We start from the raw sequence: 23,184 nt of genomic DNA, 5'->3' as shown, positions 1-23,184 counted from the left end.
TAATTTGACAGTAACTCCCAATTGGAGGGGAAGATATGACACGAAATAAGGTAGAAATTTGTGGAGTAGATACATCTAAGCTTCCAGTTTTGAAAAACCCTGAAATGAGAGTTTTATTCAAAGAAATGCAGAATGGAGATTTGTCAGCAAGAGAAAAACTTGTGAATGGGAATCTAAGGTTGGTCCTTAGTGTAATCCAACGATTCAACAATCGGGGAGAATATGTCGATGACTTATTTCAAGTCGGTTGTATCGGCTTGATGAAATCAATCGATAATTTCGATTTAGGTCAAAATGTCAAATTCTCAACCTATGCGGTACCGATGATCATCGGTGAAATTAGAAGGTACTTACGTGACAACAATCCGATACGTGTTTCGAGATCCTTGCGTGATATCGCTTATAAAGCTTTACAAGTCCGTGATAAGATTGTCAGTAAGGAATCCCGCGAGCCGAACCCGACGGAAATTGCCCGTGAACTAGGAGTTACAAAAGAAGAAGTCGTTTTTGCCCTCGATGCGATTCAAGATCCTGTTTCATTGTTTGAACCGATCTATAATGACGGTGGCGAACCGATCTATGTCATGGATCAGATCAGTGATGACAAACAGAAAGATTATCAGTGGATTGAGGAAATTGCACTGCGCGAAGCGATGACGAGATTGAATCAAAGGGAAAAGTTGATTTTGACGATGAGGTTTTTCCAGGGTAAAACCCAAATGGAAGTAGCGGACGAAATCGGAATATCTCAAGCACAAGTTTCTCGTCTGGAAAAAGCAGCAATCAACCAAATGAACAAAAGCATCCAAAGTAGTTGAATAGCAAGTGAAGCCGATCATATACAAGTCGGCTTCTTTTTTTGTTCATTTTATATCCACTTGTCATATATTTTATAGAGAAGCGTTGTTTGTACGACATTACGCTGTATATACAAAGGCATTGTTGTAGGAAAAATAGTTGCTTTTTCGAGGAACCATTCTGTATTTGCCAGAGCTTCGCAGATATCACCAATTAAGTTTGACAAAGCACAAATCAAAAACATAAGTCAGGGGCGATTATTGTGATAAAAATTTCCGAGTTCCAGGTCAAGGATGTTGTCAATGTATCGAACGGACGAAAACTTGGTCATATAGCGGACCTTGAAATCAATTTGAATTCCGGAAAAATCGAAGCGATCGTTATCCCGGGGGCAGGGAGGATGATGGGGTTCATGCGTAAAGAAAATGATATCATCATACCGTGGAGGGATATTGTCAAAATTGGAAAAGACGTCATTCTAGTAAGGTTCGAAGACCAATCAGGCAATGAATTGGCTCCGCAAGGCTTCCAACATTCTTCGAAGAATTAAATGAACAACGTATTCTCCAACTATTCAACAACTTGTGATAAAATAAGAAGAGCTAATCATGATATCGACAGCAATACACACGATAATTGTTGGAGGGTTGACAATGTCGGATCCTTTTACACTTGGACATGAGATGTATTACAAAATTAAAGAACTGCGGAATTTCACCACTAATAAGGTGACGGCAGGCTTTTCAACAAGGCATGGCGGAGTGAGTCAAGGACCATTTCAATCTTTGAATTTAGGCTTGCACGTAAAAGATGTAGATCACGACGTCATCGATAACAGAAGGCGTCTGGCGGAAGCTATCGACACTCAGTTGGAGCAGTGGGTGTTTGCTGACCAAGTCCATGGAAGCGACATTTGTAAAGTTGAACAAACTGACAAGGGCAAGGGTTCAAAATCCCTTGAATCGGGAATCATAGGGATGGATGGATTATATACAAGGGAAAGTGGCCTTGTCCTTGCCTTAGCCTACGCCGATTGTGTACCGGTTTTTTTCTTGTCAGAAGAATCCGATATCGTTGGTGTTGCACATGCTGGGTGGAAAGGTTCAGTGAAAGGTATTGCCGCTAAGATGGTTGGAACATGGGTTACTAACGAAGAGGTAGCTGTCGATTCAATCCATGTCTTTGTAGGACCGTCTATTCAGGGATGTTGTTATGAGGTTGACAAGCATGTCATCACTCAAGTTGATGACTCTTTAGATGATGAGGATCCTAGACCTTATACTGCGAAGGGAAATTCTAAGTACCAATTGGATCTTCAACGATTGAATAAACAGCTTCTTATGAAAGCAGGCGTTCCTGAAAAGAATGTTCATTTGACGAAACTTTGCACAAGTTGCAACGTAGACCGATTTTTTTCACATCGAAAAGAGAATGGAACAACTGGAAGAATGTTAGGTTTCATCATGGTGGAGCAATAGGAGGTGCTCAAAGTACGATTGACTATTTCAAATAACTTACAAATGATCAAAGACGACATAGCAGAAGCTTGCCAGAAAACAAATCGAGATCCTGAAAAGGTATCGATCATTGCAGTGACGAAATATGTCAGTGTCGAAACGACTCAAAAAGCGGTTGAAGCTGGAATCAAACATCTTGGTGAGAATCGAGATGGAGGCTTTTTACATAAATATGAACACGTCAGTGGAGATGTCCAATGGCATTTCATAGGTACTCTACAATCCCGTAAAGTCAAATCGATTATTGATCAGGTCGATTATATTCACTCCTTAGACCGTATGTCACTGGTGAAGGAAATCAACAAGAGAACTAACCGCAAGATCAAATGTTTTGCCCAGGTGAATGCTTCAGGGGAAGAGTCGAAGCATGGTTTGGATCCCGAAGAAGTTGTTGCATTCATCAAAAATGTTGCAAAATATGAAAATGTTGAAGTAGTAGGTTTAATGACGATGGCTCCATTCATATCTGATGAAGAAAGGCTGCGGAATATTTTTCGTACGATGCGGGTTCTGAAAGAAGAAGTACAAGCATTAGGCCTTTCCCACGCACCTTGCACTGAGCTATCCATGGGAATGTCAAATGACTATAAGATTGCCGTAGAAGAAGGCGCTACCTTTGTACGTATCGGTACATCGCTAGTTGGAAAAGAATTTTGAGGAGGGCTCTCCATGGGAATTAAATCAAGGTTGAAGAATTTTTTTGCATTTGATGAAGATTTATATGAAGATGAAGTTTATGAGGTTGAACAATCTGAAGGTGAAGAGGTTGAACCGATGAGTCGCTCGCGTCGAGATCAGAAAAGCCAGAATATCGTCAGTTTACAAAGTGTTCAACAACAAGTGAAAGTGGTCCTGATCGAACCGAGGACATACTCGGAGGCACAAGAAATCGCAGATCAGTTAAAAAACAGAAGAGCTGTTGTGATGAATCTACAGAGAATTCCCCTCGATCAGGCGAAACGTATTGTCGATTTTCTCAGTGGCACGGTATATGCCATCGGTGGAGATATACAGAAACTTGGTCCAAACACATTCATGTGTACCCCGGATAATGTAGACGTTTCAGGTGCAATATCTGAAATGACTGGGGAAGAATAGAAGCTTAAAAGGGTGGTAATAGAGAATGCTAGAAGATATCCTAATATTTGCAATTGGAGCTTACCGATGGTTGATTATCATTTATATTTTCATGTCCTGGGTCCCGAACGCGAGAGAATCGTCATTCGGTCAATTTTTAGGATCGATTTGTGAACCATTTCTCTCTCAATTCAGAAAAATCATCCCACCACTTGGAATGATTGATTTGTCCCCGATTGCAGCATTGTTTGCGCTTTTCTTCGCTGAAATCGGTGTCCGTGCATTATTCGATTACCTGTAGGTGTCAGAAATGTCGATATATGATCATTACAGACCAGAAGAACAGCCTTTCATAGATCAAGTATTGGAATGGCGAAAAATCGTACTTGACCAATATCGGGTAAAAGTCACGGATTTCCTGGATCCGCGAGAGCAGCACATTATAAAATCCATTCTTGGATCAAATGATGAAGTCCATTTTCAAATTTGGAAGGGGTACCAAGGTATAGAACGTTCAAGAGCCTTGTTGTACCCCATTTATTATGAACCTCAAGACGAAGATTTTGAAATAGAATGTCTTGAAGCGAATTATCCATCAAAATTCGTTACATTACATCATTCAGATGTTCTCGGTGCTCTAATGAACTTAGGTCTGAAACGGAAGAAGTTCGGTGATATTTTGATGGGTGAATCCAAATTCCAACTCATCATCGCCAGTGAGGTTGCTGATTATGTCCGTTTGAACTTCAATTCGGTAGGGAAGACATCTGTAAGTGCCAAGATCATCTCTCCTGAAAAATTGATCGGAAAACCTGATGAATGGAATACAGCATCGAGCACGGTAAGTTCGTTGAGGTTGGATGTTGTGTTGTCGGAAGTATTTCGTCTATCACGGTCAAAGGTAGTACCTTACATAACGAACAAAAAGGTAAAGTTGAATTGGAAAATCGTCGAGCAACCTTCAAGCATTTTGGAGGAAGGTGATCATCTTTCTGTGCGAGGTTTAGGCCGAGCGAAACTCATTTCTGTTGATGGTAAGAGCAAAAAAGGAAAGTGGAAAGTAACATTTGGTACAAAAAATTCCAAATAAGAGAAGGATTTGTCATTGATTATGTCGAAAATGAAAGAAAGTAAAGACATCGATACGGGGGTGGCGTCATGCCTTTAACACCATTGGATATTCATAATAAAGAGTTTAATCGTGGGTTTCGAGGATATGATGAAGATGAAGTAAACGAATTTTTAGATCAGGTTATCAAAGATTATGAAGGGGTCATTCGTGAAAAGAAAGACCTACAGGAACAGTTAGCGAAAATGGAAGAGAAGCTTTCCTATTTTACGAACATTGAAGAAACACTGAATAAGTCAATCGTCGTTGCACAAGAAACGGGTGAGGAAGTAAAGCGTAACGCAAATAAAGAAGCCCGTTTGATTGTAAAAGAAGCAGAGAAGAATGCTGATCGAATCATTAATGAAGCATTGTCTAAGTCTAGAAAAATAATGCTCGATATTGAAGAATTGAAGAAGCAATCTTCCGTTTATCGTACCCGTTTCCGTATGCTGATAGAAGCACAGCTGGAAATGTTGAAGAACGAAGATTGGGATCATCTGATGCCTCCTGAAGATGAGAATGAACAGCATCAACTTGAGGAATCAGAGTCAGAAAAAGCAAACATAACTTGACGTAGTAATTTTAAATTCGGTATACTTTGATGACAGGAGCATATTCCTACTGAGATGGGGACAGTACAATCAGTTATCTTTCTAAGCGAATCGGGAATGGTGTGAGCCCGATAAAGAGTCTGTAAGGAAAATCACCCCGGAGTTCCGTGCTGAATTTCAGTAAGCACTGGCGTTTCATCCGCGTTAAGGATGCTAAGTGGCTTGTATCAACAATGTACATACAGCTATTAGGGTGGTACCGCGAGTCAACCTTCTCGTCCCTATCTGGGATGAGAAGGTTTTTTTATACTTAATGAAAGTATAAATACTTTCTTCAGTATAAGTGCAACTGTGGCTCAGCCTTCGTTTAAGCGTGTCTTTGCCAAGTTTTTTTTATACTTATGAGAGTATCAACTATTTTCATCAGTTAAAGTGAACGCTTGCTCAGTGATGGAGATTATGAAAAGGCTTTGTTGAACTTCTTTGTTGATTTTAAAGAAATCAACTATCATGATCAAATCTTAAGAAAAAGAACCTTTTGAAAGGCAGGTTGGATATATGAATTACAAAGATACGTTATTAATGCCAAAAACTGATTTCCCGATGCGTGGCGGTCTTCCGAACAAGGAACCGAACATTCAGGAGAACTGGGAAGAACAGAAGATTTATGAAAAAGTGCTAGAGAAAACGAAAGATCAGCCCAAATTCATTTTGCACGACGGACCTCCATATGCTAACGATAATATCCATCTCGGACACGCAGAAAATAAAGTCCTGAAAGATATCATCGTACGATACAAATCAATGAACGGTTTCAACGCACCATATGTTCCTGGTTGGGATACACATGGACTGCCGATCGAAACTGCGCTAGCTAAGAAAAAGAAAGTAGATCGCAAGAAACATACGATCGCTGAATTCCGCAAAATGTGTGCGAAATATGCACTTGAGCAGGTTGAATTGCAAAAAGCACAGTTCAAACGTCTTGGGGTGCGCGGCGATTGGAATAATCCATATATCACGTTGAATAAAGAATACGAAGCCGAACAGATCAAAGTCTTTGGGGAAATGGCAAACAGAGGCTTGATCTATAAAGGGAAAAAACCGGTCTACTGGTCCCCTTCATCTGAATCAGCTTTTGCGGAAGCGGAGATCGAGTATAAGGATAAACGTTCCCCTTCCATTTATGTCGGATTTAAAATCAAGGACGGTAAAGGTGTTGTCGATGAAGATGTATCTGTAATCATCTGGACGACTACCCCTTGGACGATTCCTGCTAACCTGGGTATTGCCGTTCATCCGGATTACAATTATGTTGTCGTTGAAACTGGCGGGGAAAAATATCTCGTCGCAGAAGATCTACTTGACGAATTGGCAGAGGTATTGGAATGGGAGTCTCCAAATGTATTGAAGCAGTTAAAAGGCACGGAGCTTGATCAGGTTGTTGCGCAGCATCCTTTTTATGACCGGGATTCGTTGATGATGCTGAGTGACCATGTTACCACCGATTCAGGTACTGGTTGTGTCCACACTGCTCCAGGACACGGGGAAGATGACTTTAAAGTTGGAAAACGTTACGGACTCGGCATCCTTTGCCCTGTCGATGATAAAGGGGTTATGACTGAAGAAGCACCAGGCTTTGAGGGAATGTTCTACGATGATGCCAATAAACCGATTACAGAGAAGTTACAGGTGTCTGGCGCATTACTGAAATTAGAATTCATCACACACTCCTATCCACATGACTGGAGAACGAAGAAACCGATCATTTTCAGAGTGACTGACCAATGGTTTGCTTCTATTGATAAAATCAAGGACCAGATCCTTTCAGAAATCAAGGACGTCAAATGGTATCCTCATTGGGGCGAAACAAGACTACACAATATGGTGAAGGATCGCGATGATTGGTGTATTTCGCGACAAAGAGCGTGGGGAGTACCGATTCCGGTCTTTTATGGAGAAGATGGAGAACCGATCATTACACCGGAAACAATCGAACATGTTTCCAACCTGTTCCGCGAACATGGCTCTAATGTGTGGTTCGAATGGGATGCAAAGGATCTTCTTCCTGAAGGCTTCGAATCAGAGCATAGTCCGAATGGTGAATTTACGAAAGAGACGGATATCATGGATGTCTGGTTCGATTCCGGCTCTTCCCATCAAAGTGTTTTAAATGAACGTGCTGAATTACAACGCCCTGCTGACGTATACCTTGAAGGTACAGACCAATATCGAGGTTGGTTCAATTCTTCCTTATCAACAAGTGTTGCCGTCACAGGTAAATCACCATACAAAACGATCATCACGCATGGTTTCGTACTCGATGGTGAAGGAAAAAAAATGAGTAAATCTCTCGGGAATGTCATCGATCCGATGAAAGTTATGAAGCAGCTTGGAGCAGACATCATCCGTCTTTGGGTTTCTTCAGTCGATTACCAAGCAGACGTACGTGTTTCGGATGATATCCTTAAACAAGTATCAGAAGTTTATCGTAAAATCCGTAATACGCTCCGCTTCATGCTCGGAAACTTGAATGGATTCGACCCAGCGAAGCATCGTGTAGCATATGAAGATATGAACGAACTTGATCAATACATGCTGGTCAAAATGAATCAGCTGGTAGAACGAGTGAAGGATGCATATGATGATTATCAATTCTCATCTGTATATAATGCGATCCATAACTTCTGTACGATCGAATTGAGCTCTTTCTATCTTGACTTGGCGAAGGATACGTTGTATATCGAAGCTGAGGATGATCATAAACGTCGTTCAATGCAGACTGTCTTGTATGACAGTGTTGTCGCTCTTACACAACTTGTCACGCCGATCATCCCTCATACAGCAGATGAAGTGTGGCAGTACATCCCAGGGGAAAAGGAAGAAAGCGTACAGCTTACGATGATTCCTGAAGCCAACAAGTATCAGAATGCTGAGGAAATGTTGAAGAAATGGGATCAAATGCTGGATATCCGTGATGAAGTATTGAAAGCATTAGAAAATGCACGTAACAAAAAAGAAATCGGTAAGTCACTTGCAGCATCCATCGAGCTCTACCCGAATGCAAAAGCAAAAGAGCTATTGATCAATGCGGGTGATCTGGATAAATTCTTCATCGTATCACATGCAGCTGTAGCAGGAGATAAAGGTCAAGCTCCTGAACATGCTGATGTATATGATCTGTTAGGGGTTGTTGTAAAAGCAGCAGAAGGAGAAACTTGTGAACGCTGCTGGACTGTAACGCCGACTGTCGGTCAAAATGAAGAACATCCTGCCCTTTGTGCACGCTGTGCCACTGTGGTTACAGAGAATTATCAATAAAAAGAATGATGGCCAGCTCTGATTTAAAATAAGAGCAGGCTTTCTTTTTTTGTTGGTAAAATCACGCCTTTTCAGCGGTTGATCCGCAAGTTTAAGTGTACTCTAAGGATCCTTTTCTGAGTGCTTGATCTTGTTTCTTCTCTCCACATCAGACCCTTAGAACCGCCTTTTGAGTGCTTGATCTTGTTTCTTCTCTCCTCCTCACACCCTCAGAACCGCCTTCTGAATGCTTGATCTTAAGTTCTTTCTCGCTATCGCACCCTCAGAACTCGTAAAAGTGCTTCATGAAGGCTTCATAAGACGCTTTGAATAAAAAAAAGGGTTGTAAGTACTTCATAAAGGTTTTATAAGACACTTAGAACGCAAAAATGGGTTGTAAGTGCTCTATGAAGGATCCACCATTTAATGCAAACTTCCTGTTGTAAAATGTAAGACTCTGGTCAAACTATAATTACTATGCAATAGGAAGGAAGTTTCGTCATGAAATATGAACATCTGAAAAGACAACTCGAACAAAGGAAACAAGAGATATTGCATGAATTTGAACAGAATGACCATTACGGTTTAAATCGTGGCTTTGCCAGTGATACTTCATCAGGCGAGCTTTCTCAATATGACAACCACCCAGCTGACTCGGGTACGGAACTTTTTGAGCGTGAAAAAGACATCGCATTGAACGGGCATCTGAAGGAAGAACTGTCGGATATCGAGTACTCATTGAATCAGATGGAAGAAGGGACATATGGAATTTGTGAAGCGACTGGAAAAGAGATCCCTATGGAAAGACTAGAAGCACTTCCTACTTCAAGGACAGTTAAAGATGCTTCGCCCAACCAGGAGATATCCAAAGACAGACCGGTTGAAGAAGAGGCACTTACTGAAATGGAAGACAAGTATTATTCAGAGCATGATGATAATGAATTCAACCAGCCCAATGTTTATTACGAAGTCGCCTCCTTCAACGAGAATAGCATGACATATGAAGGCTCTTCGATTGTAGATGAAGAAGACAATACCGAGTATGTGGAAGAATATGAACAATTCGTTTCAACAGATATCGAAGGCTACAGAGGGGCTGATAACGTGAATTTTGAACGTAATGTGGAATACGATGAATTCATAAACGAACAGGATCAATTAGAGGATGAACAGCCTTAAGCTGAAGGCTGTTCTTTTTTCAATCTTCAAATGATGAAGGTTGACATATAAGAAATCTCGTTGTGAAAGCACCTTCGATATGCTAAAATTTAACGGGTAGAAACGAAGGTGGGGTAAACATGCGCTATTATGCTCTAGCGATTTTTGTATTGATAGTTGATCAAATTACGAAATGGCTCATTGTCACAAGGATGGAGTTGGGGGAACAAATTACGATCATCAATGAGTTCTTCTATCTGCATTCGCATCGGAACCGGGGAGCGGCTTTCGGTATATTACAAGGACAGATGTGGCTCTTTATCATCGTCACAATCATCGTCATCATAGCTGTAATCTATTATCTACATACTGAAGCAAAAGGGAATGTTTTGTTAAGTACATCATTAGGTCTTATTCTTGGAGGCGCGATCGGTAATTTCCTCGATCGCCTATTTCGAGGGGAAGTCGTAGATTTTCTCGACTTTTACATCATCAACTATGATTTTCCGATTTTCAATATTGCGGATTCCTCGCTTGTGATTGGTGTCGGAATGATTGCGCTTGCCTTTTTACTGGAAAGCAGAACACAGAAGGAGAATTAAAACATGGAGCAAGTTTATATAAAGGTGACTGAAGATCATATACGTGAACGGGTAGATAAAATCATTTCTACTCAACATGAAGATACATCACGGTCACAAGTCCAGCAATGGATCAAAGAAAACCGAGTGAAAGTGAATGGGGAATCGGTCAAAGCGAATTATAAATGCCAAGATGGTGATGAAATCGTCATCGATATTCCTGATCCAGTTGAGCTTGAAGTGGTACCAGAAGAAATGTCTCTTGATATTGTTTACGAAGATGAAGATTTGCTTGTCGTCAATAAACCAAGAGGTATGGTCGTGCACCCTGCTCCTGGACACTTGACAGGTACTCTCGTGAACGGTCTGATGGCTCATTGCAAAGATCTTTCAGGTATAAACGGCGTTCTCCGCCCTGGCATCGTACACCGGATTGATAAAGATACTTCAGGTCTATTGGTTGTCGCAAAAAATGATACGGCTCATAAACATTTAGGCGCTCAGATGAAAGCAAAAACGACAACTCGTAAATATGAAACGATTGTGCATGGCGTCATCCCTCATAACAAAGGGACGATCGATGCACCAATCGGAAGAGATAAGCATGATCGGCAAAAAATGACGGTGACGGATACGAACAGCAAGGACGCTGTCACACATTTCAATGTACTTGAACGATTCAGCCGTTATACGTTTGTGGAATGTATTTTAGAAACTGGACGGACCCATCAAATCCGTGTCCATATGAATTATATCGATTTTCCGGTAGCAGGGGATCCGAAATATGGACCAAAGAAGACGCTTCCGATTGATGGTCAGGCCTTGCATGCGAAAACGTTGGGCTTCGTCCATCCAAAGACTGAAAAGAATATGGAGTTCACATCTGAACTTCCAGATGACATGCAGAAGCTTTTGGATGAACTTCGTCGAAATTAAGCTTGACAGGCAGAGGTCGCTTTGAGATAATCAGTTCAACAATGAAATAAGAACCTTTAAGATCAGTCCCGTGAGGCTGAGAAGGTAAACGGTTAGGTATCAGGAGAAAAGTGTCTTCTTGATGCTTTCAGGTACAACTATACCCTCTCACCCATTGCGGTGAGAGGTTTTTTAATGAAAAAGTTCTGTTAAAGGAATTTGTTGATTTGAAGCGAAATTTGCGACACTCCTGCAGGAAAAGCAAGCCAAGTGAGACCCCGGAGCGAGGAACACGGGAGGAGGCTTGCGGATCGCCCGCGGAAAGAGAGTGAATTTCGTAGTAGAAATCATCAAAAACAGAGCCAGACAAAAATACAACTAACCTTACCGGGTCATAAGGTTCACGAAAACTGGGGGTGTGGGAATGGAGCAAACTGTACTGCTCGATCAACAAGCGATCAAACGAGCACTAACACGAATTGCCCATGAGATTTTAGAACGGAACAAAGGAACAGAAAACCTTGTTCTTGTCGGTATCAAAACGAGAGGCGTTTACTTGGCTGAAAGGCTGAGTGACCGGATTGAACAAATCGAAGGTGAAAAGGTAAGTAAAGGGGAAATCGACATCACCTTGTACCGGGATGATCTCACGAAAAAGACAGATAATGACGAACCGATGCTAAAAGGAACTGATATCCCGATTGATGTCACCAATAAAACAGTGATTTTAGTCGACGATGTCTTGTATACAGGCCGCACAGTAAGAGCCGCGATGGATGCACTCATGGATTTGGGGAGACCGTCCCAAATACAGCTTGCTGTCCTGATTGATCGTGGACACCGTGAACTCCCAATACGTCCAGATTATGTCGGCAAAAATGTACCAACATCAAAAGAAGAAATCATCAGTGTCGATTTGACAGAAGTTGATGAAGTAGAGCAAGTGATCATACAAAAAAACTAAAAATGGCCCTTTTAAGTCAGTCCCGTGAGGCTGGCAAAGGGGAATGAAATGAGCGGTTAGACAAAGGGAGAACTGTACCTTGCTCCGCATTTCATCCAACCTCTTTGCGCCTGCAGAGAGGTTTTTTATGGGCCTCATACCATGAGGAGGATGTAAAAATGAAACAGCAAGAATCTGTTGGAATTCGAGAAATACCAAAGCCAGGTAAATGGCTGACATTGAGTATACAGCATTTGTTTGCGATGTTCGGAGCGACGATCCTCGTCCCATTCTTAGTAGGATTGAGTCCTTCAGTCGCTCTCATTTCAAGCGGACTGGGTACGTTGGCGTATCTGATCATAACAAAAGGCAAGATTCCTGCCTATCTCGGCTCATCATTCGCTTTCATCATGCCGATCCTTTTAGCCAAGTCTCTCGGTGGATTAGAAGCAGTCATGGTCGGGAGCTTCTTAGCGGGTCTTGTTTACGGAATCGTTGCATTGTTAATCCGTAGCCTGGGTATCAAGTGGCTGCTGCAGATCTTTCCACCGATTGTGGTAGGTCCTGTCATCATCGTCATTGGACTAGGTCTTGCGACGACTGCGATTGATATGGCGATGTACGTTCCTGGGTCTGATCCGAAAGAGTATAGCCTGATCCATTTTTCAGCAGCGCTTGTGACACTTGGAATCACGATTGTAACCGCGGTTTTTCTGAGAGGATTTTTCAGTCTGATTCCTGTTCTGGTAGGAATTTTCGGCGGTTATGCATACTCATACTTCATTGGATTGATCGATCTTGCACCAGTTCGTGAAGCTCAATGGATCCAAATGCCTGACTTGATGGTACCATTCGTCACCTACACACCATCCTTCTCCTGGCAGATCGCACTGATCATGGTACCGATTGCAGCAGTGACGATCACAGAGCATATCGGGGATCAGATGGTCCTAAGTAAAGTCGTGGGGAAAAACTTCATCGAAAAGCCCGGTCTTCATCGCTCGATTCTGGGTGATGGCGTGGCTACGATAATTGCTTCATTCTTAGGTGGACCTCCAAATACAACATACGGAGAAAACATTGGCGTACTAGCAATCACAAGAGTATTCAGTGTATTTGTGGTAGGGGGGGCGGCAGTCCTGGCAATCATGTTCGGATTCGTCGGGAAAATTTCAGCCTTGATCGGCACCATCCCTGCACCTGTCATGGGAGGCGTCTCTATCCTATTATTCGGTATCATCGCATCCTCAGGATTGAGAATGCTGATCGATAACAATGTGGATCTTGGGGATAAACGGAATCTTGTCATTTCGTCTGTCATACTCGTCCTCGGTGTTGGAGGAGCAACCATTGAAGTGACAGAAGAGTTCCAGGTCGCAAGCATGGCATTGGCTACTATAACAGGAATCATCCTCAACCTGGTCATACCGGGAAGGGATAAGGACGTTCATAATTCTAAGATTTTCTCTGAAATCAATGAAACCAAGACAACTCAAAATGACTCTGTAGCATGAGAATGACCATCTTTTAAACTTAGTCCCGTGAGACTCAAAAGGGTGGGTGTGAGGGATTGCTCCCTAGGGTAAAAGACAATAAATGTCTTCACTTGGAGCATCCCTTCCAACACGCCTTTAACAATGAATAAGGCGTGTTTTTTTTAGAATATGGCTTTGATAAATCCTGAAGTTTTTTGCTGAAGCCAATATATAAAGAGTTAAGGAGCGTGTTTTGGGTGAATCATCTACTTACAATCGACGCTTTACAAACGAGTGCGATCGATGAAATTCTACATAGGGCTCAATACTATGTAGACAAAGACTTCAAAGGTGTAAGTCAGAGTGAACCGAAATTTGTGGGGAATTTATTTTATGAACCGAGTACGCGTACGAAGTTCAGTTTTGAAGTAGCGGAAAAGAGGCTGGGTCTGCAAGTATTGGATTTCGAATCGCAGTTTTCGAGTGTATTGAAGGGTGAGTCATTATATGACACAGTCCGGACGCTTGAAGCAATCGGAGCGAATGCGGTTGTCATCCGCCATCCTCAGGATCACTTTTACGAAGAACTTAAAGATATAACGATTCCGATTCTGAACGCTGGGGATGGATGCGGGAATCATCCAACACAATCGTTGTTGGATTTACTCACGATCCGACAGGAATTCATCGTCTTACAAGGCTTGACAGTCGCGATCATCGGTGACTTGAGACATAGTCGTGTAGCACGATCCAATGCAACCTTGCTTTCGAAAATGGGCGCTAAGGTCATCTTCTCAGGACCGGAACAATGGTTTGATTATGATCTTCCAAACGGAAAGTATGTGCCGATGGATCAAGCAGTTGCAGAAGCAGATGTTGTGATGATGCTGAGGATCCAGCACGAACGACATGAGCAAATGATGGACTTATCCAAAGAGGAGTACCATAGTCAATACGGTTTGACGATCGAAAGAGAAACGCTGATGAAAGATCAAAGTATCATCCTGCATCCAGCGCCGGTAAATAGAGGAGTGGAAATTGCGGATGAACTGGTTGAAGGTACTCGTTCAAGAATCTTCAAGCAGATGACGAACGGAGTAGCAATACGGATGGCCGCCCTGCACTGGGCATTACAAATAGAGGAGGAAGTAAGCTATGGGAATCTTACTTAAAAACGCTCGTGTGTGGAATAAGGATAGCCGAAAATTGCAAGATGTATTGATCATCGATTCGAAAATTCAAGAAATCCGTCCAAATATCGATGAGGAAGAGCATAAGACCATCGATGTCGATGGCCAACTTTTGGCACCTGGTTTTGTGGATTTGCATGTACATCTGCGAGAACCTGGTGGAGAGCATAAAGAGACGATTGAGACGGGGACGAAAGCTGCCGCCAGAGGCGGATTCACTACAATTGCAGCTATGCCAAATACACGTCCTGTCCCAGACACCCAAACCACGATGATGAATTTACAGAAACGGATTAAAGAAACAGCGAGCACTAGGGTCCTCCCTTATGCTTCAATTACAGTCCGCCAGATTGGAGAAGAACTTGTCGATTTTGAAACATTGAAGGAAGAAGGCGCATTCGCTTTTACCGATGATGGCGTCGGGATACAAAACGCAGATAAAATGCTGCAGGCGATGCAACGAGCAGCTGCACTGGATATGGCGATCGTCGCTCATTGTGAGGAAAATTCACTCATCCATAACGGCTGTGTCCATGAGGGAGAATATTCTAAAGCGAACGGTCTGGATGGTATCCCATCTGTGTGTGAAAGTGTACAAATTGCAAGAGATGTCCTTCTTGCAGAAGCGGCAGGGGTCCACTATCACGTATGCCATATCAGTACGAAAGAGTCTGTCCGGGTCGTGCGCGATGCAAAGAAAGCCGGAATTAATGTGACGGCTGAAGTGACCCCTCATCATCTATTACTATGTGAAAATGACATCGTGGATCAATCACCTCATTTCAAAATGAACCCGCCTCTTCGTGGGGAAGAAGATCGTGACGCATTGATTGAAGGGCTGCTGGATGGAACAATCGATTTCATTGCAACCGACCATGCCCCGCATACGGAGGAGGAAAAGTCTGTCGGCATCGAACGGGCTCCATTCGGAATCGTCGGCTTAGAAACTGCGTTCCCGCTATTGTACACGTATTTAGTGAAACCTGGTATATGTGACCTCGACTTCCTGATCAGTCGGATGACGAGGGAGCCTTCAAAAAGTTTCGGTTTACCATACGGACGAATTGAAGAGGGAGCACCAGCAGATCTTGTCGTCCTCGATTTGGATCATGAAAGTCCGATACTTGTTGAAAACTTTGCGTCGAAAGGAAGAAACACACCATTTAAAGATCGAATTTGTAACGGCTGGCCGGTCCTCACATTAGTCGCAGGAAAAATAGCATATAAGAACGGGAGTGTGTTCACACCATGAAACGACAATTGATTTTGGAAGATGGAAGTACCTTTGAAGGCATTGGAATTGGGAGTTTGCGTGAGTCTGTTGGAGAAGTTGTTTTCACCACTGGAATGACAGGTTATCAAGAAACGCTTTCTGATCCATCTTATTGTGACCAAATTATCACGTTCACATATCCTTTGATCGGAAATTACGGCATCAACCATGAAGACTTCGAATCAATCGATCCCGCCGCTGCAGGAATAATCGTAAGCGAAGCAGCGATTGAACCAAATCATTGGCAATCGACAAGTACATTCGATGAGCTATTGAAAGTAAAAGACATACCTGGAATAACAGATATAGATACCCGGGCATTGACACGTAAAATCCGCATACACGGAACGTTGAAGGGAAAAATTGCTGCAATGGATGCGGATGTCGGTCACGTTACGGAGGAACTGGCTCGGAAGTCTTTACCGAGAGATCAGGTAAAGAAGGTTTCTACGCATACGCCATACACTCTTCCTGGCAGAGGGAAGCGTGTCGTCCTGGTGGATTTCGGAGCGAAGCGAGGTATCTTAAGAGAATTGATTGAGCGTGGATGTAATGTCACTGTCGTTCCTTATAACATAAGTGCAGATGAAATCCTGAGGCTGCAACCTGACGGGGTGATGCTCAGCAATGGTCCTGGGGATCCGACAGATGTGCCGGAGGCGATCGAAATGGTCAAGAATATCCTTGGAAAAGTCCCTGTCTTCGGAATTTGCCTTGGACATCAGTTACTCGGACTAGCATGTGGTGTAAAGACCATCAAAATGAAATTCGGACATCGGGGTGTCAATCACCCTGTGAAGGATCTGGAGACAGGAAAGGTCATGATAACTTCACAAAACCACGGCTACACAGTCGACCCAACCGGTATTGAAGAAACGGATCTGATTGTCACACATGTCGCAATCAACGATGAAACGATCGAAGGATATCGCCATAATTCCCAACCGGCGTTCAGTGTTCAGTTCCACCCAGAAGCCTCACCAGGTCCGAATGACTCGAATGATTTGTTTGAACAATTCATTTCTATGATGCAGACATCGAAGAAAGCGGGGAATCAAGTATGCCAAAACGTATAGATATTGAAAAAATCCTTGTCATCGGTTCTGGACCGATCGTGATCGGTCAGGCAGCAGAATTTGATTATGCGGGAACACAGGCTTGTCAGGCGTTGAAAGAAGAAGGATACGAAGTCATACTTGTGAATTCGAATCCTGCGACGATCATGACCGATACGACAATGGCAGATAAAGTATACATCGAACCACTGACTGTCGATTTTGTCAGCAGGATCATACGTAAAGAAAAACCTGATGGCGTTCTTGCAACATTAGGGGGCCAAACCGGATTGAACCTTGCAGTTGAACTTCATGATGCAGGTATTTTAGAAGAATATGGGGTAGAGCTGCTTGGAACGAATTTGCATTCAATCCAACAAGCTGAAGACCGGGATCTATTCAGAACATTGATGAATGAATTGAATGAACCGATTCCGGAAAGCGAAATCATCCGTTCTCTTCCTGAAGCTAAAGAATTCGTCAAGAAAATCGGCTACCCAGTGATCATCAGACCGGCATACACCCTCGGAGGTACTGGAGGAGGGATTGCCAGTAATGAAGCTGAATTGAATGAATTCGTATCGAGCGGATTGAAATACAGCCCTGTTTCCCAAGTGTTACTGGAAAAAAGTATTGCAGGTTACAAGGAAATCGAATATGAGGTCATGAGAGATGGAAACGACGGCGCAATTGTCGTATGTAATATGGAGAATATCGATCCAGTAGGTGTTCATACAGGAGATTCATTCGTCGTGGCTCCGAGTCAAACACTCAGCGATCGTGAATATCAGATGCTTCGGAATGCAAGTTTGAAAATCATCCGGGCACTTGAAATCGAGGGCGGATGTAATGTTCAACTCGCTCTTGACCCGCACAGCTCGGATTATTACATCATCGAAGTGAACCCGCGTGTCAGTCGATCATCCGCCCTCGCTTCTAAAGCGACGGGCTACCCGATTGCAAAGTTAGCAGCGAAGATTGCTGTCGGTTATTCGCTGGATGAACTGAAAAACCCAGTCACTGGAAGAACGTATGCCTCTTTCGAACCTGCACTGGATTATGTCGTCACTAAAATCCCGAGATGGCCGTTCGACAAATTCGAGGCAGCGAACCGTACATTGGGTACACAGATGAAAGCCACTGGTGAAGTCATGGCGATCGGAAGGAATTTTGAGGAATCATTGCTTAAGGCAGTTCGTTCACTCGAGACAGACATCTATCATCTGCATAGTTCGACCGATCCAGCCACTGTGACGGACTGGAAGGAGATCCTTAAGAAAACGGATGACCAAAGGATTTATAATGTCACAGAAGCACTTCGTTCTGATGTACCAATCGAGTCCATCAACGAGTGGACGAAAATCGATCCATTCTTTTTATCTAAGTTGAAGTACATCACCGAGATTGAAAAAGCATTGACAGCAAACCCCAATGATTTTGAACTATTGAAGATGGCAAAACATAGAGGATTCTCTGACAAAACAATTGCAAAGCTTTGGGATATGACGGAACTTGAAGTGTACCAAAAGCGAGAAGAGAATCAGTTGATGCCAATCTATAAGATGGTGGATACATGTGCGGCGGAGTTCGATTCGGCTACGCCTTATTACTACGGAACATATGGTCAGGAAAATGAAGTTGAGGAAAGCAAGAAAAAGAGTGTTTTAGTTTTAGGATCCGGGCCTATCAGAATCGGGCAAGGAATCGAATTCGACTATGCTACGGTCCATACTGTTTGGGCGATCCAAGAGGCAGGATATGAAGCGATCATCATCAACAACAACCCTGAAACTGTCTCCACTGACTTCAGTACTTCTGACAAGCTTTATTTCGAGCCATTGACGGTTGAAGATGTCATGCATGTGGTCCGTCAGGAAAATCCGCTCGGAGTTGTCGTCCAATTCGGTGGGCAAACAGCTATCAATCTTGCATCCGAGCTGAGCAAAAGAGGGGTGGAAATACTCGGAACAAGCCTGGAAGATATGGATCGAGCTGAAGACCGTGATAAATTTGAGCGAACGTTGCAGAATCTTGATATCCCGCAGCCTCCTGGGAAAACAGCGACATCTGTAGAAGGGGCAGTTCAGATCGCGAAAGACATCGGTTATCCCGTATTAGTCAGACCGTCATATGTACTTGGGGGACGAGCGATGGAAATCGTCTATCAAGAAAATGAACTCCTTCAATATATGGAAAACGCAGTGAAAATCAATCCAGAACATCCGGTTTTGATCGACCGCTATCTATTCGGGAAAGAGATTGAAGTCGATGCTATTTCAGATGGTGAGACAGTCTACATCCCTGGGATCATGGAACACATCGAACGAGCAGGGGTTCATTCAGGAGATTCAATCGCCGTATATCCGTCGCAAACCATTTCAGAACAAATGAAAGAACAGATCATCGAATGTACGACCAAGCTTGCTAGAGGCTTGAAAATCGTCGGATTGCTGAACATCCAATATGTCATATGTAAAGATGAGCTATACGTGCTTGAAGTGAATCCTAGATCAAGCAGGACAGTACCGTTCCTAAGTAAAATCACGGGCGTCCCGATGGCGAACCTAGCAACAAAGGCGATTTTGGGAGAGAGCTTGGTACAACTAGGATATGAAACAGGCTATCACCCTGAGCCTGCGGATGTTTTCGTCAAGGTTCCTGTCTTTTCATTTGCGAAGTTACGCCGTGTAGATATCACGCTCGGGCCTGAAATGAAATCGACAGGTGAAGTAATGGGACGTGACCGTACGCTGGAAAAAGCACTGTATAAAGGCTTGATCGCTTCTGGCATGAAGATTCCAACATTCGGCTCCGTATTGTTCACGATTGCGGATAAAGACAAAGAGGAAGGATTATCACTCGTCCAGCGTTTCTATGATATCGGTTATCAGATCCTTGCTACAGAAGGTACTGCAAACTTCATCAGAGAGCACAAAATCCCGGTCACCGTCGTCAATAAGATCCAAGAGGGCAGCCCAAGTTTGCTTGACCGGATCCAGCAAGGAGAAGTACAGTTTGTGGTCAATACGTTGACGAAAGGGAAACAGCCTGCAAGAGACGGTTTCAGGATTCGAAGAGAAGCCGTTGAAAATGGAGCTGTCTGCTTGACTTCTTTCGATACGGTAAAAGCAATTTTGAATGTAGTCGAGTCAATGACCTTTTCAGCTAATCAAATGCCATCCTTTGAAAAGAGAAAGGCAGGTGTACTTGCTTGAGGAAAGAGTTGACCAAAGTCATCCACCAGGAACGAATCGCGGACAAGATCTATGTGTTGACCTTTGAAGGTGAAATGGTTTCTGAGATGGTAGATCCCGGACAGTTCTTGCATATCAGAGTCGGTGAGCAGTATATGCCGCTGCTCAGAAGACCGATCAGTATCTGCGATGTTGACCTTGACCGCAAGCATTGTACAATTTTATATCGCGCAGAGGGGGAGGGTACTCAGCTATTGGCGAAAAAAAGAAAGGGAGACCAATTGGATGTATTGGGACCATTAGGAAATGGTTTCCCTTTAGATGCTGTTCAGGAAGGCGAAACGGCATTGCTAGTAGGGGGTGGCATAGGGGTTCCTCCCCTCTATTATCTCTCCAAGAAGCTGGTGGAACGTAACATCCGTGTAATCCATGTCCTTGGCTTTGCTTCGAACAAGGATGCCTTTTATGTTGACGAATTCGAACAACTTGGGAGAACCGCGGTCACGACAATTGATGGAACACTAGGATATCAGGGATTTGTAACAGATTATATTAAACAAGCACAACCATCGTATGACGTGCTTTATTCATGCGGACCGACCCCAATGTTGAAAGCGGTCGAGGAGCAAATGAATCCACGGCGTGCCTACTTCTCACTTGAAGAGAGGATGGGCTGCGGCATCGGAGCTTGTTTTGCTTGCGTGTGTAATGTAAAGGATGATCCGACTGGTCACGCATATCGAAAAGTTTGTTCGGATGGACCAGTGTTTCCACAAGGGGTGATTCAACTGTGAGTAAATTCGATATTCAATTGCCTGGTTTAACGATGAAAAATCCAATCATGCCCGCTTCCGGGTGCTTCGGGTTCGGAAGAGAGTTTTCGAAGCTGTATGACTTGAGCCAGTTGGGGGCAATCGTCATTAAAGCGACAACAGATGAACCTCGTTTTGGGAATCCGACTCCACGGGTAGCTGAAACGCCTGGTGGTATGCTGAACGCAATCGGTTTACAGAACCCAGGTCTTGAAAAAGTGGTTTCTGAAGAGTTGCCTTTTTTAGCGGACTATGATGTCCCGATACTTGCAAATGTCGCAGGAACTACCACAGAAGATTATGTTACTGTTGCCCGGACCGTTTCCAAATCCCCGAATGTGACAGCACTAGAGTTGAACATTTCGTGCCCTAATGTAAAAGAAGGCGGGATTTCATTTGGGACTAATCCAGAGGTTGCAGCAGAACTGACAAGAGCAGTGAAGAAAGTGTCAGAAGTACCCGTCTATGTAAAACTCTCTCCAAATGTGACGGACATAGCTGAAATTGCTCAAGCCGTCGAAGCAGCTGGTGCCGATGGATTAGCAATGATCAACACCTTGCTCGGGATGCGTATCGACTTGAAGACAGAAAAACCTGTCATTTCTAATCGTACCGGTGGATTATCTGGCCCTGCAATCAAACCAGTAGCGATCAGGATGATTTATGAGGTCAGCCAGCGTGTATCGATTCCGATCATCGGTATGGGCGGGGTGACATCTGCTGATGATGTCCTTGAGTACTTTTTAGCAGGCGCAAGTGCAGTGGCGGTCGGGACAGCTAATTTCGTCAACCCATTCATTTGCCCGGAAATCATTGCAGAGCTGGAAGAGAAATTGACAGAAATGAAGATTGGACATATCAATGAGTTGGTCGGAAGGAGCTGGAAGTCTTGCTACAGCCCATCATTATCGCGTTAGATTTCGAATCGAAGGAAAAAGTCCGGACATTTCTTGACTCATTTCAAGATGAGCAATTATTCGTTAAAGTCGGAATGGAACTATTTTATCAAGAAGGACCTGATCTGATCCGGATGTTGAAGGACCAAGGGCACGCCATCTTCCTGGATTTGAAGCTGCATGATATCCCCAATACAGTACGCAAAGCGATGAGGGGATTGGCGAAGCTTGATGTCGATCTTGTCAACGTCCATGCGATGGGCGGATCTGAAATGATGATCGGTGCCATCGAAGGATTAGTGGAAGGAAGTCGAAGCGGACGTCCGAAATGTGTCGCTGTCACACAACTTACAAGCAGTTCCACAACAATGATGAATGAAGAGCTGAATATCCCTGGTTCAATTGAGAAATCGGTCATTGGACTAGCTGAAAATGTACAAAACGCTAGTCTTGACGGTGTGGTGTGCTCACCTTTGGAAGTACCACTCATCAAGGAAAAATGCGGCAAATCATTTTTAACGGTCACACCGGGAATCCGTTTGTTCTCGGATCAGAAAAATGATCAGAAACGGGTAGCGACTCCTGCTCGTGCGAGAGAGCTAGGGAGTGATTTCATCGTCATCGGCCGAACGGTCACGACATCTGCTGATCCACTTCAAACATACCGAAAAATCGAAAATGAATGGGGGATTACTTATGAAACACCAGGTAGCTAAGTATCTACTAGGCATAGAAGCAGTAACGTTAAGTCCGAAAGAGCCATTTACATGGTCTTCCGGAATGAAATCACCTATCTATTGTGATAACCGTCTGATCATTTCTCATCCTGAAATCCGTTCCAAGATCGCTGATGCATTTGTTGAATTGATTAAAAAGTATTATCCAGATGTTGAAGTCATCGCAGGAACGGCAACAGCAGGCATTCCCCATGCTGCATTGGTTGCTGATCGGATGAATCTTCCGATGGTGTATGTCCGATCCAAGGCAAAAGCACACGGTAAAGGTAAGCGGATTGAAGGGAAGCTCTCTGAAGGTTCCAATGTCGTTGTGATTGAAGATTTGATTTCTACAGGAGGCAGTGTCCTCAACGCAGTGGATGCTTTAGAAGAGGATGGAGCTCGTGTTCTTGGATGCGCGGCAATTTTCACCTATGAATTGCAAAAAGGGAAAGAGGCATTTGCAGCTCGATCATTGGACGTGCAAACCCTCTCTGATTTTAGTACATTAGTACATGTAGCCGCAGAAGAAGGGGACATTTCAAACGACTCGATCAACCAGTTGAATGAGTGGTGTAATAATCCTGAATCCTGGTCGAACGTGGCTTCAAAATAAAATCGA

At 43.5% G+C, this 23,184-nt stretch carries 22 protein-coding genes and 1 other annotated feature; all 22 genes read left to right on the top strand.

Annotation, left to right across the window (positions count from 1 at the left end; all coding sequences use genetic code 11):
* The first annotated feature begins 35 nt into the window (after nucleotides 1-35).
* The 22 genes from sigG (at nucleotide 36) to pyrE (ending at nucleotide 23,178) form a co-directional block, all read left to right on the top strand.
* Nucleotides 36-818 (top strand): RNA polymerase sporulation sigma factor SigG, encoded by a 783-nt coding sequence (sigG, locus tag ACTWQL_RS10415; protein WP_221564112.1) that lies wholly within the window; start codon nucleotides 36-38, stop codon nucleotides 816-818.
* Between the two features lie 242 nt (nucleotides 819-1,060).
* Entirely contained in the window at nucleotides 1,061-1,348 is a 288-nt protein-coding gene (locus tag ACTWQL_RS10410) for a YlmC/YmxH family sporulation protein (protein ID WP_261132703.1), read from the top strand.
* A 103-nt stretch (nucleotides 1,349-1,451) separates the two neighbouring features.
* Complete coding sequence (gene pgeF, locus ACTWQL_RS10405) at nucleotides 1,452-2,276, top strand: peptidoglycan editing factor PgeF (protein ID WP_443142374.1); 825 nt, start codon at nucleotides 1,452-1,454, stop codon at nucleotides 2,274-2,276.
* 18 nt (nucleotides 2,277-2,294) lie between these two features.
* Nucleotides 2,295-2,972 (top strand): YggS family pyridoxal phosphate-dependent enzyme, encoded by a 678-nt coding sequence (locus tag ACTWQL_RS10400; RefSeq protein WP_443142443.1) that lies wholly within the window; start codon nucleotides 2,295-2,297, stop codon nucleotides 2,970-2,972.
* A 12-nt stretch (nucleotides 2,973-2,984) separates the two neighbouring features.
* Nucleotides 2,985-3,413 (top strand): cell division protein SepF, encoded by a 429-nt coding sequence (locus tag ACTWQL_RS10395; RefSeq protein WP_443142373.1) that lies wholly within the window; start codon nucleotides 2,985-2,987, stop codon nucleotides 3,411-3,413.
* Between the two features lie 25 nt (nucleotides 3,414-3,438).
* Nucleotides 3,439-3,693, top strand: a complete 255-nt coding sequence (locus ACTWQL_RS10390; RefSeq protein WP_221564122.1) for a YggT family protein — start codon at nucleotides 3,439-3,441, stop codon at nucleotides 3,691-3,693.
* 9 nt (nucleotides 3,694-3,702) lie between these two features.
* A complete protein-coding gene (locus ACTWQL_RS10385; protein ID WP_443142372.1) occupies nucleotides 3,703-4,482 on the top strand; it encodes a YlmH family RNA-binding protein in 780 nt (259 codons plus the stop codon).
* 68 nt (nucleotides 4,483-4,550) lie between these two features.
* Nucleotides 4,551-5,075 (top strand): DivIVA domain-containing protein, encoded by a 525-nt coding sequence (locus ACTWQL_RS10380; RefSeq protein ID WP_261132708.1) that lies wholly within the window; start codon nucleotides 4,551-4,553, stop codon nucleotides 5,073-5,075.
* 42 nt (nucleotides 5,076-5,117) lie between these two features.
* Nucleotides 5,118-5,340 (top strand) — a binding site (T-box leader).
* A 272-nt stretch (nucleotides 5,341-5,612) separates the two neighbouring features.
* A complete protein-coding gene (ileS, locus tag ACTWQL_RS10375) occupies nucleotides 5,613-8,375 on the top strand; it encodes an isoleucine--tRNA ligase (RefSeq protein ID WP_443142371.1) in 2,763 nt (920 codons plus the stop codon).
* A 480-nt stretch (nucleotides 8,376-8,855) separates the two neighbouring features.
* Nucleotides 8,856-9,533: a TraR/DksA C4-type zinc finger protein gene (locus ACTWQL_RS10370; protein ID WP_443142370.1), complete on the top strand. Its 678-nt coding sequence runs from the start codon at nucleotides 8,856-8,858 to the stop codon at nucleotides 9,531-9,533.
* 119 nt (nucleotides 9,534-9,652) lie between these two features.
* Nucleotides 9,653-10,114 carry a signal peptidase II gene (lspA, locus tag ACTWQL_RS10365; RefSeq protein WP_443142369.1) on the top strand — a complete coding sequence of 154 codons (462 nt, stop codon included), beginning with the start codon at nucleotides 9,653-9,655 and terminating at the stop codon, nucleotides 10,112-10,114.
* Between the two features lie 3 nt (nucleotides 10,115-10,117).
* Nucleotides 10,118-11,029, top strand: coding sequence for an RluA family pseudouridine synthase (locus ACTWQL_RS10360; RefSeq protein WP_443142368.1), 912 nt, complete (start codon nucleotides 10,118-10,120; stop codon nucleotides 11,027-11,029).
* 403 nt (nucleotides 11,030-11,432) lie between these two features.
* A complete protein-coding gene (gene pyrR / locus ACTWQL_RS10355) occupies nucleotides 11,433-11,972 on the top strand; it encodes a bifunctional pyr operon transcriptional regulator/uracil phosphoribosyltransferase PyrR (RefSeq protein WP_443142367.1) in 540 nt (179 codons plus the stop codon).
* Between the two features lie 158 nt (nucleotides 11,973-12,130).
* Nucleotides 12,131-13,465: a solute carrier family 23 protein gene (locus ACTWQL_RS10350; protein WP_443142366.1), complete on the top strand. Its 1,335-nt coding sequence runs from the start codon at nucleotides 12,131-12,133 to the stop codon at nucleotides 13,463-13,465.
* Between the two features lie 218 nt (nucleotides 13,466-13,683).
* A complete protein-coding gene (locus tag ACTWQL_RS10345) occupies nucleotides 13,684-14,598 on the top strand; it encodes an aspartate carbamoyltransferase catalytic subunit (RefSeq protein WP_443142365.1) in 915 nt (304 codons plus the stop codon).
* A complete protein-coding gene (locus ACTWQL_RS10340) occupies nucleotides 14,582-15,868 on the top strand; it encodes a dihydroorotase (protein WP_443142364.1) in 1,287 nt (428 codons plus the stop codon). Before ACTWQL_RS10345 ends, ACTWQL_RS10340 begins: the two co-directional genes overlap by 17 nt.
* Nucleotides 15,865-16,965: a carbamoyl phosphate synthase small subunit gene (locus ACTWQL_RS10335; RefSeq protein WP_443142363.1), complete on the top strand. Its 1,101-nt coding sequence runs from the start codon at nucleotides 15,865-15,867 to the stop codon at nucleotides 16,963-16,965. Before ACTWQL_RS10340 ends, ACTWQL_RS10335 begins: the two co-directional genes overlap by 4 nt.
* On the top strand, nucleotides 16,950-20,159 hold the full coding sequence (gene carB / locus ACTWQL_RS10330) for a carbamoyl-phosphate synthase large subunit (protein WP_443142362.1): 3,210 nt from the start codon (nucleotides 16,950-16,952) through the stop codon (nucleotides 20,157-20,159). The genes ACTWQL_RS10335 and carB overlap by 16 nt, the downstream gene beginning before the upstream one ends.
* Entirely contained in the window at nucleotides 20,156-20,932 is a 777-nt protein-coding gene (locus ACTWQL_RS10325) for a dihydroorotate dehydrogenase electron transfer subunit (protein ID WP_443142361.1), read from the top strand. The genes carB and ACTWQL_RS10325 overlap by 4 nt, the downstream gene beginning before the upstream one ends.
* Nucleotides 20,929-21,867: a dihydroorotate dehydrogenase gene (locus tag ACTWQL_RS10320; RefSeq protein ID WP_443142360.1), complete on the top strand. Its 939-nt coding sequence runs from the start codon at nucleotides 20,929-20,931 to the stop codon at nucleotides 21,865-21,867. Before ACTWQL_RS10325 ends, ACTWQL_RS10320 begins: the two co-directional genes overlap by 4 nt.
* Complete coding sequence (gene pyrF, locus ACTWQL_RS10315; RefSeq protein WP_443142359.1) at nucleotides 21,840-22,562, top strand: orotidine-5'-phosphate decarboxylase; 723 nt, start codon at nucleotides 21,840-21,842, stop codon at nucleotides 22,560-22,562. Before ACTWQL_RS10320 ends, pyrF begins: the two co-directional genes overlap by 28 nt.
* On the top strand, nucleotides 22,543-23,178 hold the full coding sequence (pyrE, locus tag ACTWQL_RS10310) for an orotate phosphoribosyltransferase (RefSeq protein ID WP_443142358.1): 636 nt from the start codon (nucleotides 22,543-22,545) through the stop codon (nucleotides 23,176-23,178). The genes pyrF and pyrE overlap by 20 nt, the downstream gene beginning before the upstream one ends.
* Nucleotides 23,179-23,184 lie beyond the last annotated feature (6 nt).

The sequence above is a fragment of the Pseudalkalibacillus sp. R45 genome, from assembly GCF_052246725.1.
GTDB lineage: Bacteria > Bacillota > Bacilli > Bacillales > Fictibacillaceae > Pseudalkalibacillus.
The sequence above is the reverse complement of the archived record's forward strand: the minus strand, read 5'-3'. Positions and strand labels throughout refer to the sequence as shown.

Coding starts and splice junctions, on each gene's coding strand:
- sigG (WP_221564112.1), top strand. CDS start 36: ATGACACGAAATAAGGTAGAAATTTGTGGAGTAGATACATCTAAGCTT.
- pgeF (WP_443142374.1), top strand. CDS start 1,452: ATGTCGGATCCTTTTACACTTGGACATGAGATGTATTACAAAATTAAA.
- ACTWQL_RS10395 (WP_443142373.1), top strand. CDS start 2,985: ATGGGAATTAAATCAAGGTTGAAGAATTTTTTTGCATTTGATGAAGAT.
- ACTWQL_RS10390 (WP_221564122.1), top strand. CDS start 3,439: ATGCTAGAAGATATCCTAATATTTGCAATTGGAGCTTACCGATGGTTG.
- ACTWQL_RS10385 (WP_443142372.1), top strand. CDS start 3,703: ATGTCGATATATGATCATTACAGACCAGAAGAACAGCCTTTCATAGAT.
- ACTWQL_RS10380 (WP_261132708.1), top strand. CDS start 4,551: ATGCCTTTAACACCATTGGATATTCATAATAAAGAGTTTAATCGTGGG.
- ileS (WP_443142371.1), top strand. CDS start 5,613: ATGAATTACAAAGATACGTTATTAATGCCAAAAACTGATTTCCCGATG.
- ACTWQL_RS10370 (WP_443142370.1), top strand. CDS start 8,856: ATGAAATATGAACATCTGAAAAGACAACTCGAACAAAGGAAACAAGAG.
- lspA (WP_443142369.1), top strand. CDS start 9,653: ATGCGCTATTATGCTCTAGCGATTTTTGTATTGATAGTTGATCAAATT.
- ACTWQL_RS10360 (WP_443142368.1), top strand. CDS start 10,118: ATGGAGCAAGTTTATATAAAGGTGACTGAAGATCATATACGTGAACGG.
- pyrR (WP_443142367.1), top strand. CDS start 11,433: ATGGAGCAAACTGTACTGCTCGATCAACAAGCGATCAAACGAGCACTA.
- ACTWQL_RS10350 (WP_443142366.1), top strand. CDS start 12,131: ATGAAACAGCAAGAATCTGTTGGAATTCGAGAAATACCAAAGCCAGGT.
- ACTWQL_RS10340 (WP_443142364.1), top strand. CDS start 14,582: ATGGGAATCTTACTTAAAAACGCTCGTGTGTGGAATAAGGATAGCCGA.
- ACTWQL_RS10335 (WP_443142363.1), top strand. CDS start 15,865: ATGAAACGACAATTGATTTTGGAAGATGGAAGTACCTTTGAAGGCATT.
- carB (WP_443142362.1), top strand. CDS start 16,950: ATGCCAAAACGTATAGATATTGAAAAAATCCTTGTCATCGGTTCTGGA.
- pyrE (WP_443142358.1), top strand. CDS start 22,543: ATGAAACACCAGGTAGCTAAGTATCTACTAGGCATAGAAGCAGTAACG.